This window comes from Brachybacterium sp. FME24 (genome assembly GCF_014897705.1).
In the GTDB taxonomy this organism is placed as follows: domain Bacteria; phylum Actinomycetota; class Actinomycetes; order Actinomycetales; family Dermabacteraceae; genus Brachybacterium.
In genome coordinates, this window is the sequence record NZ_JABUXV010000011.1 from 121,763 (window position 1) to 137,122 (window position 15,360).

At 70.1% G+C, this 15,360-nt stretch carries 13 protein-coding genes; 6 read left to right on the forward strand and 7 right to left on the reverse strand.

Features of this window, described 5'->3' with window-relative positions:
• The first annotated feature begins 13 nt into the window (after window positions 1-13).
• The 5 genes from INT51_RS13895 to INT51_RS13915 all read left to right on the forward strand — a co-directional run bounded on the left by INT51_RS13895 (window position 14) and on the right by INT51_RS13915 (window position 5,718).
• Window positions 14-658 (forward strand): TetR/AcrR family transcriptional regulator, encoded by a 645-nt coding sequence (locus INT51_RS13895; RefSeq protein ID WP_193105921.1) that lies wholly within the window; start codon window positions 14-16, stop codon window positions 656-658.
• Entirely contained in the window at window positions 655-1,554 is a 900-nt protein-coding gene (locus INT51_RS13900) for an ABC transporter ATP-binding protein (protein WP_193105922.1), read from the forward strand. The genes INT51_RS13895 and INT51_RS13900 overlap by 4 nt, the downstream gene beginning before the upstream one ends.
• On the forward strand, window positions 1,551-3,095 hold the full coding sequence (locus tag INT51_RS13905) for an ABC transporter permease (protein ID WP_193105923.1): 1,545 nt from the start codon (window positions 1,551-1,553) through the stop codon (window positions 3,093-3,095). Before INT51_RS13900 ends, INT51_RS13905 begins: the two co-directional genes overlap by 4 nt.
• 91 nt (window positions 3,096-3,186) lie before the next feature.
• Complete coding sequence (locus INT51_RS13910) at window positions 3,187-4,815, forward strand: amidohydrolase (RefSeq protein WP_193105924.1); 1,629 nt, start codon at window positions 3,187-3,189, stop codon at window positions 4,813-4,815.
• A gap of 183 nt (window positions 4,816-4,998) precedes the next feature.
• Complete coding sequence (locus INT51_RS13915) at window positions 4,999-5,718, forward strand: hypothetical protein (RefSeq protein ID WP_193105925.1); 720 nt, start codon at window positions 4,999-5,001, stop codon at window positions 5,716-5,718.
• Window positions 5,719-5,761: 43 nt separating this feature from the next.
• Here the strand turns inward: INT51_RS13915 and INT51_RS13920 are convergent, their stop codons facing one another.
• The 6 genes from INT51_RS13920 to INT51_RS13945 form a co-directional block, all read right to left on the reverse strand.
• On the reverse strand, window positions 5,762-7,267 hold the full coding sequence (locus tag INT51_RS13920) for a sodium:solute symporter (RefSeq protein ID WP_193105926.1): 1,506 nt from the start codon (window positions 7,265-7,267) through the stop codon (window positions 5,762-5,764).
• A 280-nt stretch (window positions 7,268-7,547) separates the two neighbouring features.
• Window positions 7,548-9,296: an ATP-binding protein gene (locus tag INT51_RS13925; protein WP_193105927.1), complete on the reverse strand. Its 1,749-nt coding sequence runs from the start codon at window positions 9,294-9,296 to the stop codon at window positions 7,548-7,550.
• Entirely contained in the window at window positions 9,293-9,628 is a 336-nt protein-coding gene (locus INT51_RS13930; RefSeq protein ID WP_193105928.1) for a hypothetical protein, read from the reverse strand. The genes INT51_RS13925 and INT51_RS13930 overlap by 4 nt, the downstream gene beginning before the upstream one ends.
• 150 nt (window positions 9,629-9,778) lie before the next feature.
• Window positions 9,779-10,663: a glucose-1-phosphate thymidylyltransferase RfbA gene (gene rfbA / locus INT51_RS13935; RefSeq protein WP_193105929.1), complete on the reverse strand. Its 885-nt coding sequence runs from the start codon at window positions 10,661-10,663 to the stop codon at window positions 9,779-9,781.
• 126 nt (window positions 10,664-10,789) lie between these two features.
• Entirely contained in the window at window positions 10,790-11,638 is an 849-nt protein-coding gene (locus INT51_RS13940; protein ID WP_193105930.1) for a polysaccharide lyase family protein, read from the reverse strand.
• 22 nt (window positions 11,639-11,660) lie between these two features.
• Window positions 11,661-13,211 carry an alkaline phosphatase gene (locus INT51_RS13945; RefSeq protein ID WP_193105931.1) on the reverse strand — a complete coding sequence of 517 codons (1,551 nt, stop codon included), beginning with the start codon at window positions 13,209-13,211 and terminating at the stop codon, window positions 11,661-11,663.
• A gap of 170 nt (window positions 13,212-13,381) precedes the next feature.
• Here INT51_RS13945 and INT51_RS13950 point away from each other — a divergent pair, with 170 nt between their 5' ends.
• On the forward strand, window positions 13,382-14,596 hold the full coding sequence (locus INT51_RS13950; protein WP_193105932.1) for an adenosine deaminase: 1,215 nt from the start codon (window positions 13,382-13,384) through the stop codon (window positions 14,594-14,596).
• A 16-nt stretch (window positions 14,597-14,612) separates the two neighbouring features.
• Here the strand turns inward: INT51_RS13950 and INT51_RS13955 are convergent, their stop codons facing one another.
• A complete protein-coding gene (locus INT51_RS13955) occupies window positions 14,613-15,299 on the reverse strand; it encodes a TetR/AcrR family transcriptional regulator (protein WP_193105933.1) in 687 nt (228 codons plus the stop codon).
• Between the last annotated feature and the right edge of the window lie 61 nt (window positions 15,300-15,360).

Below are 15,360 nucleotides of genomic sequence, written 5' to 3' on the forward strand. Positions count from 1 at the left end.
TTGGAGCGGTGTCATGGAACCCGCTGACGATCTGACGTCCCGCGCCAGGATCCGCCACACCGCCCTGGAGCAGTTCGCGAGCTCCGGGTACCGCGCGACGACCCTGCGCGGGATCGCCGCACGGGCGAACACCTCGCTGGGCGTGGTCCAGCATCACTTCGGCAGCAAGGAGGGACTGCGGGCCGCCTGCGACGCCTACGTCGCGGAGTTCATCCAGGAGCAGATCGCGCGTTCCACGGACCTCGACCAGCTGGCCGATCCGGCCGTCACGGGCGAGCTCTACGGGAGGGCGCCCGCCGTCCTGCGGTACCTGGGACGTGCGCTCGCGGACGGCTCACCGGCCATGACGCCGCTGTTCGACGGCTTCGTCGCAGCCGCCGAGGAACGTCTCGTCGAGCGCGGCGACTCGGAGGATCCTCGGGGCGTGGCCGCGGTGCTCGTCGCGATGCGGCTCGGCGTCTTCACGCTGAACGAGCACATCGCCCGCGCATTCGAGGCCCCGGCGCTGACCCCGGAGTCGATGCGGCGCATCGCGGCGGCGCTTCTGCAGATCGTGGATCCGGAGCTGCTCGGCCCGGCGTCCCACCACAGCGCGCGCGAAGGCCTCGACGGCGCGCGAGATCACCATGATGAGCGTCGACAGGGAGGCACACCATGACCGTTGCGGTCGATGTGCGCGATGCACGCAAGAGCTTCGGGCGCACCACAGCCCTCGACGGCCTGAACCTCTCCGTGGACTCCGGTGAGGTGCACGGCTTCCTCGGGCCCAACGGCGCCGGCAAGACCACCACCCTCCGGATGCTGCTCGGGCAGATGCGCCCGGACTCCGGTCACCTGCAGCTGCTGGGCGGCGACCCGTGGAACGACGCGGGCGAGCTGCACCGCCGATTGGCCTACGTGCCCGGCGATGTCGCCCTATGGCCGAACCTCTCCGGTGGGGAGACGATCGACCTCCTGGGCAGGCTGCGCGGCGGCCTGGACGAGGCGCGGCGAGAGCGGCTCATCGACCGCTTCGACCTCGACCCGCGCAAGAAGGGCCGGGCCTACTCGAAGGGCAATCGGCAGAAGGTGGCGCTGATCGCCGCGTTCGCCTCCGACGTCGACCTGCTGATCCTCGACGAACCGACCACCGGCCTGGACCCCCTGATGGAGGAGGTCTTCCGCGAGGTCGTCGCCGAGCACAGTCGCCGGGGCGGCACCGTGCTGCTGTCGAGCCACGTCCTGGCCGAGGTCGAGGCCCTGTGTGATCGGGTGACCATCATCCGGCGGGGGACGACGGTGGAGAGCGGCACCCTCGACGAGCTCCGCCACCTCACCCGCTTCTCGGTCACCGCCGAGGTGCAGAGCCCTCCGAACGGGCTCGAGGCGATCACCGGGGTCCACGATCTGCGCGTCGCCGGAACGGCGGTGCAGCTCCAGGTCGATGAGGCCGCACTGAACGACGTCCTCGGTGCGCTGGTCGAGGCCGGCGTCCGCAGTCTCGCCAGCCGCCCTCCCACCATGGAGGAGCTGTTCCTGCGCCACTACGAGCACGAGAGGACGGACGCCGCATGAGCGGGCCGTTCCTGGGCACTGTCTCACTCGCTCGATTCGTCCTGCGGCGTGACCGATGGATCCTGCCCCTCTGGATCGCCGTCGCGGTATTGATCCCGGTGAGCCTCGCCTCCCCGACGGAGAGCCTCTACCCGACGACCGAGGCGCTGCGGTCCTATGCCGAGACCTCGATGACGAACACGGCGACGGTCGCGATGCGCGGGCAGATCTACGCGCCGACCCTGGGCGGGGTCGTGGCGTGGGGCGCAGGATTGTCCAGTGCCCTGGTGTTCTCCTTCGCCAACCTGCTGACCGTGCTGCGCCATACCCGCGCCGAGGAGGAGAGCGGCCGGCTCGAGCTCCTCGGCTCCACCGGCGTAGGACGCTTCGCGCACCTGACGGCGGTCCTGGCAGTGGTGGCCATCGCCGATCTGGTCGCCGGGAGCCTTCTCGCACTGGCCCTGATCGGGATCGGGCTGGCGCCCGGCGGCAGCATCGTGCTCGGACTCTCCTCTGCGGCGATCGGCTTCTCGATGGCAGCGATCGCCGCCCTGGCCGGGCAGCTCGTCGCGAGCGCCGGGGCCGCCCGGGGGCTGACCTTCGGTGTGCTCGTCGGGCTGTACGCCCTGCGTGCGATCGGCGACGTGCAGGGCGGGAGCCTGTCCTGGCTGCCCTGGCTCTCCCCGTTCGGCTGGGCTCGCCTGACCCGGGCTTTCACCGGAGACCGATGGTGGGTGCTCGGACTGTTCCTCCTGGTCATCGCGGCGTGCATGTGCCTCGCCTACGGGGTGCTCTCACGCCGCGACATCACGGCGGGGCTGCTGCCCGAGTCGCCGGGTCGGGAGAGGGCGCCCGCGCGGCTGCGGAGCATTCTCGCCCTGGCCTGGCGTGAGCACCGGGGCACTCTGCTGGCCTGGGCGGTGGCCTACACGGCGTTGGGCGTGCTGATCGGACTCGCGGCGGGAGGGGCGTCCGCGGAGCAGTTCGGCGGTGTCTTCACGGGCGCCGACGCGCTGTTCAGCTTCCTGCTGCTGATCCTGAGCCAGGCGGCGTCCGGTTTCGCGATCCTGGCTGTCCTGCGCGGGTACGGGGAGGAACGGCGCGGGCTGGCGGAGCTGCTGCTGGCATACGCTCCCGGCCGCGTCCGGTGGGCGTCGGCCCATACCGCGTTCGCCGTGGGCGGCCCGGTCCTGCTGGTGGCTCTCGGCGGGGCGGGCATGGCCCTGGCCTCGGAGGATCCGGGCGCGACCATGGTGGCGGCGCTGGTCTGGCTACCGGCCGTGTGGTCGATCGCCGCGGTCGCGATCGCGCTGTGGGGTTGGGCACCGCGCCTGGCCGCGCCCCTCACCTGGGCGCTGCTGGCGGCCTTCCTGCTTCTCGAGCTCGGGGTCGAATTCGGCCGGCTCGACTACTCGCTCCTGTCCCTGTCCCCGTTCAGCCATGTCCCCCGGGTCCTTCTGGGCGCGGAGCTCGCAGCCGGCCCGCTGCTGGCGCTGACCGCGATCGCGGTGTGCCTGACGGCCATCGGCCTGCTCGGCATCAGGCGGCGTGACGTCGGCTGAACACCGACCACTCCCCGGCCTGACCTTCGGTGCCGACCTGCCCCGTGACACGATCGGCAGCACCCAGCCGACGACTCGAAGGACCCTCACCGTGGAGACGCTCTACCATTCCGGCCGCATCCTGACGATGGTCGATCAGGACGATGCCCCCGAGGCGGTGGTCGTCCGCGACGGGGTGATCGCTGTCGTCGGCGCTCTCGACGGGGCGCGCGCGCAGCTCGGCGCCGGCGCCACCGAGGTGGATCTCGCCGGCCGCACCCTGATGCCCTCGTTCATCGACTCCCACGGCCACCTGCTGCACCATGGGGCTCTCGCCGCGCTGGTGGACCTCGAGCACGCCAGCAGCATCGCCGACGTCGTCGCCGCGTTCCGCGAGCGGCTGGCCCAGCGCGACCCCGAGGACCGCTCCGCGCTGATCGGTGCGAAGTACGACCCGAACCTGCTGGCCGAGGGCCGTCATCCCACCCGGTACGACCTCGACGAGGTCGCCACCGACCTGCCCGTCTTCGCCCTGCACCGCAGCATGCACGTGGCCGTCGGCAACTCGTTCCTCGTCGACGGTGCTTCTCTGACCGCCCGGACCCCCGACCCCGACGGCGGGCGCTTCGGGCGCAGCGCCGACGGCACGCCCGACGGTTACGTCGAGGAGCATCCCGCGATGGCGGCGTTCGCCGGAGTCCTCGACCCCAGCGGCAGCGGCGGCCTGCTCCCCGGCGGTGCGGCAGACCCCGCGCAGGCTGTGCAGCTCGCCGTCACCGACTACCTGCGCCACGGCATCACCACCGCGCAGGAGGGCGCTGCCGATCCCAGCGGTATCGCCGCTCTCGCCACTGCCGCGCGGGCCGGCGGCATCGGGGTGGATCTGGTCGTCTACCCCCTCGTCCAGCTCGGTTCCGGCCCGTACCAGGAGTACGCGGAGTTCGCGGGCGACTACGTGGGCCACCTGCGCCTGGGCGGATACAAGATGATCCTCGACGGCTCCCCGCAGGCCCGCTCGGCCTGGATGAGCGAGCCCTACGCCCCGATCCCCGGCGATGAGGACCCTGGCTGCGCCTACCCGATCCACACGCCGGACGAGGTCGAGGAGTTCACCCGGGCGGTCGCGGCGCAGGGGCGCCAGCTGATCGTGCACTGCAACGGTGACGCGGCCGCCGAACTGTGGGTGAGCACCGCCGAGCGCGTCGGCGCCGAGCACCCAGCGCTGCTGGAGGCCCGACCAGTGATGATCCATGCCCAGACCGTGCGCGATGACCAGCTGGAGCGGATGGCACCGCTGGGCATGATCGCCTCCATCTTCTCCGTGCACACCTGGTTCTGGGGCGACGTGCACCTGACGAACTTCGGGCCCGATCGCGGCCGCCGGGTCTCCCCCGCCCGCTCCGCGCTGGATCGCGGTGTGCGCGTCACCCTGCACCAGGATTCGCCCGTCACCCCACCGGACATGCTGCTGAGCATCTGGGCGGCCGTGAACCGCCTCAGCCGCACCGGCCAGGAGATCGGCCCCGAGCAGCGCATCACCCCCTGGGAAGCGCTGCGCGCCGTGACCTCCGAAGCCGCCTACCAGTACGGCGAGGAGGACTCCAAGGGCCTGATCCGCGAAGGCATGCGCGCCGATCTGGTGGTCCTGTCGGCGGACCCGCTGGCCACCGCCCCGCAGGATCTGCGGGACATCGAAGTGCTCACCACGATCAAGGACGGCGAGGTCGTCTTCGAGGCGTGAGGAGCGGCGGGCCGAGGTCGCCCCGCCACGGTGTGCTGAGCGGCCGCCTCGGGCTCGACCACGTCCGGACCTCGTGGGGGCACTGCGCCCGCGGGGCTTTGCTGCCGACGGTCGGGATAACCCCCGCCGGGACGGGGCGCGAACCGCGCTGTGCGGCGCATCTGTGCCTCGTAGTCTCCGATCATGACCTTCGCCGGCGCTCTCGCCTTCCTCGGGCTGGCCGTGCTCACCATGGACGTGCTCGGCGGCGTCATCGCCACCGGCATCCTCCTGCGGGGCGGTCGCTTCCGGCACCTGCTCGCGTTCTGCGCCGGCTACACGGCGGTGATCATCCCCGTGACCCTGCTCCTGCATCCCCTGCTCACCGTGCTCGGCACCTGGTTGCGACCGATTCTGCACTCGAACGACGCGATCGGCAGCGTCGAGGTGGTCGCCGGCCTCGCCCTCGCCGGCTTCGCCCTGCACCAATGGCGCGCCGCGCGCCGACCGCCCCTCCCGCACGGGCGACTCCAGCGGCGCAGCTCCCCCGCCCGGCTCGCGATGTGGCCGCTGCTCGCCGCGGGCCTCGCCTTCTCCGCGACCGCTCTGGCCGACCCCGCCTTCACCATCGCCGTGGGCATGGCCGCCCAGGAGGAGTCGCTCCCGCTGCGGATCGCCCTCCTCGTGCTGTGGCACCTCGTCTACCAGGCTCCGCTGGTGGCCCTCACGATCATCTCGGCCGCCGGCAAGCAGGACCGGCTGGTGCGGCGCATCGCAGACTGGTTCGTCGAGCGCCGACGCCCGCTGCAGGGCGCACTCGCCGCCGTGCTGGCGGTCATCGCGCTGCTGGTGCTCGGCGACGGCACGATCGCCCTGATCGGCGAGCACGTGCCCTGGCTGCGGCAGCTGCTCTCGCTGCGCTGAGACCCGCCGTCGCACCGGGCCGTCTCGATGCCGACGATCCCCGTCAGCGGGTGCTGCTTCCGGCAGTCTCCTCCTGCGCCTGCTCGATGCGATCGGGGTGCCGCAGGGACAGCAGCCCGCCCACCACGAAGGTGACGATCACACCGAGCAGCGGGTACCACTGCCAGGCGACCCACACCTCGCCCACGACGTACTTCTCCATGACGAAGAAGAAGGCGTTCACGGCGACCGCGACCACGAAGGCGATGTTGGCGTCCAGTGCGCGGGCTCGCTTGTTGATGATGCCGAACAGGAACGCGCCGAGCAGCCCGCCGTAGGTGATGCCGGCGACGCCCAGGGCGAGCACCACGATGTTGCCCTCGTCGGATCGGAAGATGGTCGCCGGGGCGATGAACGCCAGGCCCCAGCAGATCGTCGCCCAACGGCCGATCCGCAGCCCCTGCGCATCCGTGATCGGCTCCTTGCGCAGCTTGCCGACCACGTCGGTGACCGTCGAGGAGGACAGCGCCGACAGGGACGAGGACAGGGTGGACATCGCGGCGGCGAGGATGCCGGCCAGCAGCAGCCCGGACAGACCCGGGGGCAGGGCTTCGACGATGAACAGCGGGAAGATCTCGTCGTCTCGGGTCAGGCCCAGATCCTGCGGGGTGGCCTGGCGGTAGTAGCCCCACAGGGCGAGGCCCACCAGCAGGAAGATCGCGAACTGCACCACGACCACCAGGCCGGAGACGATGATCGCTTTCTGCGCCTCGACCTTCGAACGGCAGGCCAGCAGGCGCTGGACGATGATCTGGTCGGACCCGTGGGAGGCCATCGCGAAGACCGCGCCGCCCAGCAGGGAGGCGAGGAAGGAGTTCTCGCCGCTGAGCTGGCTCTCGCCGATCACGAACAGCTGCAGCTTGCCGGCGTCCGCGGCATCTCCCAGCCATCCCAGCCCGGTGGTGGAGGCGACCACGAGGATCGCGGCGATCCCGCCGACGACGTAGAGCATCATCTGGATCACGTCGACCCAGACCACGGCCGTGATGCCGCCGATGAAGGTGTACGCGATCGTGACCACGGCGAGGATCACGGTGATGGCGAAGTAGCCGAGGTCCACGCCCAGGCCCTCGAGGATGACCTTCAGCGGGATCGCGGCGGCGAGCACCCGGATCCCGTCGGCCAGCAGCCGGGTGAACAGGAAGGTCACCCCCGCGGTCATCTGGGTGCTGCTGCCGAACCGCTTGCCGAGGTAGGCGTAGGCGGTGAGCATCTCGCCGTCGTAATAGCGCGGGAGCATGAAGAACGCGATCACGATGCGCCCCAGGATGTAGCCGAGGCCGAGCTGCAGGTAGGAGATGTCGCCGAGGTAGCTCATCACCGGGATGCCGATGACGGTCAGGGCGCTGGTCTCGGTGGCGACGATGGACAGGCACACCGCCCACCACGGCAGGTCACGGCCGCCCAGGAAGTAGCCCTTCAGGCCGGTCTGGCGTCCGCTCAGCTTCAGTCCGAGCCAGGCGGTGGCGACCAGATAGGCCACGATCACCAGCAGGTCGATGGTCTGCATGTCCGCTCTCCTTCGAGGTCGCTCTCTGACCGTGCGTGCCCAGATATCGACGACCGTCGAGGCGACGGCGCCGGGTCACAGCCGCCCATTGGTTCACAAGTGGGCTGCCGGGGCAAGCCCACTCCGACGCGTCCGCCGCCGACGACGACGACGACGTAAACAAGCACGAACAGCGCATCCTCAACGAACTGCTCGCCCATTGCTGCTGAGCCTCTTCGGATCCGTCGGAGCCGGGAATCAACATGGCCACTCAGAGGTCACTGCCCTCATGCGCAGACGTTCAGTCGCCATCTCCCACGTAGCGGTAGTAGAAACCGGCCCCGCGACGGTTCGCCCGCGATGGTGCCAGTTCTCCCTGCCGCTCGAGCTCCTGCAGAACAGTGCCGACGTTCGTGCGTTGCGCACCGAGGATGCTGGCCAGCTCGGTCGTGCTGATCCTGCCCCGAGCTCGCGCATAATCACGGGCCACCTGTTCGCGAGAAGGAACCCTGCCTGCTGCCCCGGCTTCCCGTCGCAGAGCCGTGAGGGAGTCGAACGTCGCGACGTCAATCGCGATGGAAGGCACAGGAGCCGCGGACGGCGTGCCGTCGATCTCATGACAGACCGGGTGGCCGGCGCGGTGGTGATCCGCCAGTCGCTCCACGGCCTGTCGGGACTCCTCGACCGTCAGCTGCAGCACGGGAGCGAGGTCGGCCGGGTCCGTCCACCTCTGGACGGACAAGCGATGCAGGACCATGAGGACCCGGAGGTCGCGCCGCGGATCGGGCGAGATACCTGCGAGCCACTCGATCCAGCCGAGGTCCGGTCGCTCGCCCGCGAGCACAGTGCGCACGGCGACCCCGTCGATCTCCTCGATCACGGGCAGCGGATGGCCGTAACGGATCATGTCGGCGAACATGCGATCCACGCCGACGCCCTGCCGCTCAGCGATCCGCAACGTGGCCAGCAGCTGGCTGAGATCCTTGTTCCGGGAGACCGGAGGGTGGTTGATGATGTTGTCGCTGCGGACTCCGCCGTAGAAGCCTCCCGGGCTCGTCACCCGAAGCGTTCTGCCGATGTGCTCCACCGTCGTCGGCCCCTCATCGACCCACTCCCGATGGGCTATGCCGTTGACGATCGCCTCGCGCACGGCGCGTTCGGGGAGAGCTCGGACGCGACTGATCACCAGGCCCTGCTCGACATGGACTTCCGGGTTGTATGCCCGCACCGAGGTGAAGATCTCCGCGAGCTCTTCGAGCACGGAGCGACCTGGCTCATTGAGTCGTTCCTCGCTGTCGGCTGCGGCACCCGGGCGCCGGATGTAGTCCAATGCCGCTGCTCGTCGCCCCGCGAAGAGCAGCGCCCCGGCGTTGGTGAGGGTCCCGTCATCCTTGATCACCGCCAGGCGCCGCAACAGGTCCTCGTCAGAGGATCCCGCGAGATCCTCTGCTCGCGGGACACCGGAGTTCTGCAGGAAGTCCCGGGCGATCTGCACCGCTTGTGCTCGGGCCTGAACTGGCTGGATTCCGCTGCTCTGCGCTGACCAGTCATAGCCCCACGCGCGCGAGCGCCGCTCATGCCACGTCGCCGGGTCGACATCCTGGCACTGATCTCCGACGCGCCACGTAATCCTGTTCTGCCATCGGATTGGCTCGACGGCGGGTGGACAGCGGATGATCAGAACCCGTGTCCCACGCACTTCCGCGGGATAGATGACCGTCGTGTATGCCTGGTGCAGCAGCTGGAAGAGACGCACCTGCAGCCAGTCGGCATCGAGATCCGCTCCGACCGGCGTACCGTCGTTCGCTATCCCCACGATGAGCGCGCCGCCCCCTGGAGTGTTCGCCATGCACGCAGCTTCCTCCGCAAGCTTCTTCGCTGCTGCCTCGTTGTGCGGGGATCCCGGACGCACCTCTCCGTGCCCACCCCGCCGTCCGGCCTCTTCCTTGAAGTCGAAGAGCCGCCGTTCGGACGGGTTCTCCCCGCTCTCGACCGCACGGAGAGCCGCCTCCACGGCGTCTGCCACCGCGTCGATACCGAAAAGTGTCATGCTAGCCCCTTCTGGCGGCCATCCATACTTTCCAACACAAAAAAGTATAGCTCTAGGCCTGGATCGGCCACAGCATACTTTTTGCGACAAAAAGTGTGGACACGCGACGCTGTGCCACATGACGAGATTTCTCCGTGCATCTCGTGGAGTCGACGCTCCATGGTCAGCAGCGGCACCAGCCCACGGTCGCTGAAGCTGCCCACGGCAGCGCCACCCGGAAGGTCGGCCTTCGTGAACCTCCCTTCGGTGGCGGCATTGCGCGAGCGCCACCAGGCCTCGTGGCGGCGATACCAGTCGATTGTCACGGCCGGCACCGCCTCGAAGGCGGGCATGAGCTGCTTGGAGACCCTGATGGTCGAGGGATGCGGTCGCAAGCCAGTACCGCCCGCCAGAGAGATGCCGCGCGGAAGGCTCAGTACGTCACGGTTCGTCCGCAATGCCGGGGATTCCGCCCGGGCAGTCCCCGTCCCGTACAGGCGGGCTCAGACGGGGCGGTCCGCCCGTTCGCGGGCGAGGACGTCCAGCAGGTACCGGCCGTATCCGGATTTCACGAGCGGTTCGGCACGCTCGCGCAGTTCGTCGTCGTCGAGGAAGCCCATGCGCCAGGCAACCTCCTCCGGGGCGCCGATGGACCGGCCCTGGCGCTGCTCCACGGTGCGGATCAGGTCCCCGGCCGCGGCCAGGCCGTCGAAGGTGCCGGAGTCCAGCCAGACGGCGCCCCGGGTGAGCACCTCGACGTGCAGCATCCCGTCCTCCAGATAGGAGCGGTTCAGATCGGTGATCTCGAGCTCTCCGCGGGCGGAGGGCTGCAGCGCCTTCGCGCGCTCCACCACGGTGGCGTCGTAGAAGTACAGCCCGGGCACCGCATAGTTGGAGCGAGGGCGCGACGGCTTCTCCTCCAGGGCGATCGCTGTGCCGTCCTCCCCGATCTCGACCACACCGTAGTCGCTGGGATCCCTGACCCAGCAGGCGAACACGGCGGCGCCCTCGAGGTGGCGGAAGCGGCGCAGCTGAGTGCCCATACCGCGCCCGTAGAAGAGGTTGTCGCCGAGGATGAGCGCGGCCGGCTCACCGGCCAGGAACTCTTCACCGAGCACGAAGGCGCGCGCGAGGCCGTCCGGCTCGGGCTGCACGACGTAGGTCAGGTGCACGCCGAAGCGGTCGCCGTTGCCGAGGACCCGCTGAAAGGCCACCTGGCCCTCCGGCGTGGTGACGACCAGGATGTCCCGGATCCCGGCGAGGATCAGGGTGCTCAGCGGGTAGTAGATCATCGGCTTGTCGTAGACGGGCATGAGCTGCTTGGACACACCGATGGTCAGGGGGTGCAGTCGCGAGCCGGTACCGCCCGCCATGATGATGCCGCGCATGCGCATAGCATGTCACACTTTGTCCGTTTTGCACCTTTTTCTGACAGGCGCATTACAGCCCGGCACTCCCGCCCGCCCCGCTGCGCTCGGGCAGTCACCCACGCAGTCGCCGTCCCCCTCAGGCTCTCACTCGCGCGCGAACAGCCCCACGGCGTCCCAGGCCACCCAGCCGCCCTCGGCCAGTTCCAGCTCGATGACATTCTCCCCGGCCTGCAGGAGGCCGGCCGGGATCGCCGGCTCGTGGAAGGAGCGCAGCAGCGTCGAGCCCGGCAGAGTCGCATCGCCCTCGCGGGAGCCGCGCGTCGCACCCCGGGGAAGCTCGATGTCGGTGACGACCTCGCCATTGGCGCTGACCCGCAGGATCCCGCCCAGGCGAGTGGTGTCCACCAGCCACACCGCCAGGTCGTGATCCTGCGCGGGGGCGCCCTCCAGGGTCACGGTCCACCGCGCGCGGTAGGCCTTCTTGCCGGCCCAGGCGTCGCCCGGGCCCGGCAGCAGGTACGGCCAGTCCGAGCCCGGATCGTCGGCCCCCTGCACGAACTCGATGAGCGCCTCGGGGTACTGCTCGGGGATGCTCGCATACCCGCTCGGGGCGAGCAGGTGCTCCAGGGTGCGGCCGTCGAAGGCCCCGATCGTGGCGATCTCGCGGCCGGTCGCGGTGACCGACGGCAGTGAGGTGCCCGTGATCGGTGCGCTGGGCTTGGCGCGCCGACCGGCGTCGGAGACCGCGAGGACCCTGTAGGTCCAGGCCTCGCCGGCCGGGTCCAGCCCATCGTGGACGAAACGCGGGTAGACGGTCTTGGCGAGCAGGTCATCTTCTCGCGGGTCGCCGCTCGGGGCGCTGTCCCCGGCGATGCCATAGATCCGGTAGTGGTCGATCAGCGGATCCCAGCCCAGGGCATCCCAGGTCAGGACGGTCGAGGCGAGGGCGGGTTCGGTGTGCAGACCGGTGACGGTCTCGGGGCGCGGGCTCATGGATTCTCGTCTCTGGCCGGGATCAGGAGGGGATCAGGTGGGGGTCGCCGGCCGGTGTGGTGAACCGGGCCGTGAGCTGCTTCGGGGCGGTGTCATCGGCCTCGATCCAGTCCACGACGTAGAAGCTGGAGACCATCTCCTGCGGGGTCAGGCGCACGTGCACGTAGCCGCGTCGGCCGTCGTAGAGCTTGATGTAGTCGTGCTGGGTCCAGACCCCGGCGTTCGGATTGGTCTTCGCGCCGTCGCCGTCGGAGCCGACGGAGGTGCAGACCAGCTCCACGCCGACGTTCCCGCGGCCGGGATCGGTGAAGTCGGCGAGCAGCTCGGCGGCGACGTGCTTGTGGATGTCGCCGGTGAGCATCACCGGGTTCTGGCTCGTGGCCATCGCATCCAGCAGCCGCTGCCGAGCGGCCGGGTAGCCGTCCCACATGTCGGTGTGGCCCTCCGTGACCGCGGCGACCACGACACCGTTGGCCAGCACGTTCCAGGTCGCCGGGGACTCCGCGAGGCGCTGGGTCACCCAGGCCTCCTGCTCCATCCCGAGGATCGTGCGCTCCTCCCGGTACTGGTCCTCGGCATCCACCGGCAGCTGGTCGCGGAACTGCCGGGAGTCCAGCATCGAGAACCGGGCGAGGGAGCCGACGTCGAAGCCGGTGGTGATATCCGTATCGGGCCCCTCGGGCAGGGCCTCGATGTCCAGGGGCATGTTCTCGTAGAACGCCCGGTACGCGACGGCGATGCGGTGGGCGAACAGGTCGTCCGGGATCCCGGTGTCGGAGACGTCGCCCTTGTAGTTGTTCTGCACCTCGTGGTCGTCCCAGACGACCACGGCGGGCACGCGGGCGTGGACGGCCTGCAGGTGCGGATCGGACTTGAACAGGGCGTAGCGCAGGCGGTACTGCTCGAGCGTCTCGATCTCGACGGCGTGGGCGGGCCCGACCTCGGCTCCCTGGCGCCACAGGTTCGTCTCGGTGATGCCGTACTCGTAGATGTAGTCGCCGACGAAGACCACCAGGTCCAGATCCTCCTCGGCGGCGAGGTGCTTGTGGGCCGTGAAATGCCCGTGGTACCAGGCCTGGCAGGAGACGACCCCGACGCTGAAGGAGTCCGCGTCCGCACCCTCGGCGGGCAGGGTGCGCAGGCGGCCGACGGGGCTGGTCTGCCGGCCCACCGAGAAGCGGTAGAAGTAGTCGGTGGCGGGCTCGAGACCCTCGACCCGCGGATGGACGGCGTGGGCGAGCTCGGGCTGGGCGAGCGCCTGCCCCCGTGCCACGATCTGGCGGAACTCGGCGTCGCGGGCGACGTGCCAGCGCACGCTGAGGGGATGGAGGTCCATGCCGCCGTGCCCGTCCTCGGCCAGGGGCTCCGGCGCCAGGCGGGTCCACAGCACGGCGCCGTCCGGTCGCGGCGCGCCGCTGGCGACGCCGAGGGAGAACAGGCCCTCACGCTGCGGCGGCGGATCCGCGTGCGCCTCGGGGGCGTGGATTCCCAGCGCGATCACGGCGGCGGAGGCAACGCTGACCTGGAGCAGACGGCGGCGGCTGAGGGGTGCTGGCGCGGCGGATGCCGGCATGGGGTCTCCCGGTGTCGTGGGCAGGTTCCGGGCGAGCCTAGGGGGGCGTGGTAGCGCTCCCATGAACACGGGGCGACCATTGCGGTAAAAGGATTCGACCCGCTGCTGTCGTGCTGTCTCGGCCCCACCGTCACCTCGGCGGCGCCGGCAACCGGACGTATTCTGGTCCGATGCATCTCTCCCCCGATCTCGTGCGGTCCCTGCCCAAAGTCGCCCTGCACGACCACCTCGACGGTGGGCTGCGACCGGCCACCGTGCTCGAGCTGTGCGCCGAGTTCGGCCTCGCCCCACCGCCGGTGGCCCCGGCCCGCGACGCCGCCGGCGACGTGGATGTCCCCGGCGGGGCCGTGAGCCCCACCGCGCAGGACGTGGCGGACTGGTTCCAGGCCGCCGCGGATTCTGGCTCCCTGCCCGCCTACCTCGCCACCTTCGATCGCACCGTCGCCCTCATGCAGACCGCTCCGGCCCTGCAGCGGATCGCTCGCGAATTCGTGGAGGACATGGTCGCCGACGGGGTGGTCTATGCCGAGACCCGGTGGGCGCCCCATCAGCACACCGCCGGCGGGATCCGCCTGGACCAGGCGGTGCAGGCGGTCCAGGACGGGCTCGACGAGGGCGTCGCCGCGGCGGAGGCCGCCGGGACGAGGATCATCGTCGGTCAGCTGCTGTCCTACCTGCGCCACCTCGACCCCACCGACGATCTGGTCGAGCTCGCCCTCGCGCGCCGCGGGTCCGGCGTGGTGGGCATCGACCTCGCCGGCCCCGAGGCGGGCTTCCCCGCTTCGCGATTCCGCGCCCAGTTCGATCTCGCCCGCCGCCACGGGATCCACGTGACGATCCACGCCGGGGAGGGCGACGGGCCCACCTCGATCGCCGATGCCCTGGACTGCGGGGCGCAGCGGATCGGCCACGGCGTGCGGATCCTCGAGGACGTCACCGCCGCGACCAGCACCCGGACCGGCCACGCGGCTCCCGTCGGCGCCGGCGCTCCTGCCGGAATCGACCCACCTTCAGGCGACGCGGACGACGCACCCCCGCGCCTCGGGCCGATCGCCGCCCGGGTGCGCTCCGAGCGAGTCTGCCTGGAGGTGTGCCCCAGCTCGAACCTGCAGACCGGCGCCGCTCAGGACCTCGCCGCTCACGCCGCCGGGCCTCTGCACGCACTCGGTTTCACCGTGGCTCTGAGCTCGGACAATCGCCTGATGAGCCGCACCAGCACCTCACGGGAGATGGCCCTGGTCGCGGAGACCTTCGACTGGGGCCTCGAGGATCTCGAGCAGGTGGTGCTGACCGGTCTCGATGCGGGCTTCGCGCCGGCCGAAGCACGCCAGGCGCTGCGCGAGGAGGTCGTGCTTCCCGCGTTCCGCGCCGCGCAGGGACGATAGAAGCCTTACCGAGTCGCTACAGCTCCCGATGCGCGGAGAGCGCCGTGAGCCATTCGATGAGGAGCTGTGTCTCGGTGCTGCCGAGGACGTCGGGGTGAGCAGCGGCGATCTCGAGGGTCGCAGCGAGCGGGTCGTCCGACTGTTCGCCGGTACCGGTGATCGCTGCGACAACTCCCTCCCGCACTGCCGCGGAGAGCTCGGGGTCCGGAGCCGCGAGGACGATCTGTCGCAGAGTGACGCCGATGTTGGCCACGAGAATGTGCGCCGCCGCCTGCTCGGGGGAGACCACGAGACGGTTCTGTTCGGCCGCTCGTGCCGTCAGACCGAGAAGGATCTCGCTCGGGCGTGACTGCGCCTCCGGCGAACGGCCAGGGCTGACCTTGCCGTACATGAGCGTGTAGAAGCCGGGGTTGGCCAGCCCGAAGGCGACATGGGCATCCCACCCGGAGCGGATCGCCTGAAGGGGATCCCTGGCCGGCTCCATCGCCGCCTTCTCGCCCAGGTACAGGTCGAACCCATGCTCGATGACCGCGTCGACCAACCCCTGCTTGGACCCGAAGAAGTGATACAGGGTCGGCATCTTCACTCCGACCGCATCGCACACGGCGCGCAACGAGAAATCCTCACCGGGCGACGCAGCGATCAGATCGGCTGCCGCCGCGATCAGGCGCTCCCGTGTATCGCTTCCTGCAGTCTCTGTCATGGTGCTACAGTACCCGATGTAGCAGAGATACACTGTTGCATATCGTCATATCGAAAGGGTT

Bases quoted from the DNA above. Each gene is read 5' to 3' on its own strand.
- INT51_RS13895 (WP_193105921.1), top strand. From the start codon at position 14: ATGGAACCCGCTGACGATCTGACGTCCCGCGCCAGGATCCGCCACACC.
- INT51_RS13900 (WP_193105922.1), top strand. From the start codon at position 655: ATGACCGTTGCGGTCGATGTGCGCGATGCACGCAAGAGCTTCGGGCGC.
- INT51_RS13905 (WP_193105923.1), top strand. From the start codon at position 1,551: ATGAGCGGGCCGTTCCTGGGCACTGTCTCACTCGCTCGATTCGTCCTG.
- INT51_RS13915 (WP_193105925.1), top strand. From the start codon at position 4,999: ATGACCTTCGCCGGCGCTCTCGCCTTCCTCGGGCTGGCCGTGCTCACC.
- INT51_RS13920 (WP_193105926.1), bottom strand. From the start codon at position 7,267: ATGCAGACCATCGACCTGCTGGTGATCGTGGCCTATCTGGTCGCCACC.
- INT51_RS13925 (WP_193105927.1), bottom strand. From the start codon at position 9,296: ATGACACTTTTCGGTATCGACGCGGTGGCAGACGCCGTGGAGGCGGCT.
- INT51_RS13930 (WP_193105928.1), bottom strand. From the start codon at position 9,628: ATGCCCGCCTTCGAGGCGGTGCCGGCCGTGACAATCGACTGGTATCGC.
- rfbA (WP_193105929.1), bottom strand. From the start codon at position 10,663: ATGCGCGGCATCATCATGGCGGGCGGTACCGGCTCGCGACTGCACCCC.
- INT51_RS13940 (WP_193105930.1), bottom strand. From the start codon at position 11,638: ATGAGCCCGCGCCCCGAGACCGTCACCGGTCTGCACACCGAACCCGCC.
- INT51_RS13945 (WP_193105931.1), bottom strand. From the start codon at position 13,211: ATGCCGGCATCCGCCGCGCCAGCACCCCTCAGCCGCCGCCGTCTGCTC.
- INT51_RS13950 (WP_193105932.1), top strand. From the start codon at position 13,382: ATGCATCTCTCCCCCGATCTCGTGCGGTCCCTGCCCAAAGTCGCCCTG.
- INT51_RS13955 (WP_193105933.1), bottom strand. From the start codon at position 15,299: ATGACAGAGACTGCAGGAAGCGATACACGGGAGCGCCTGATCGCGGCG.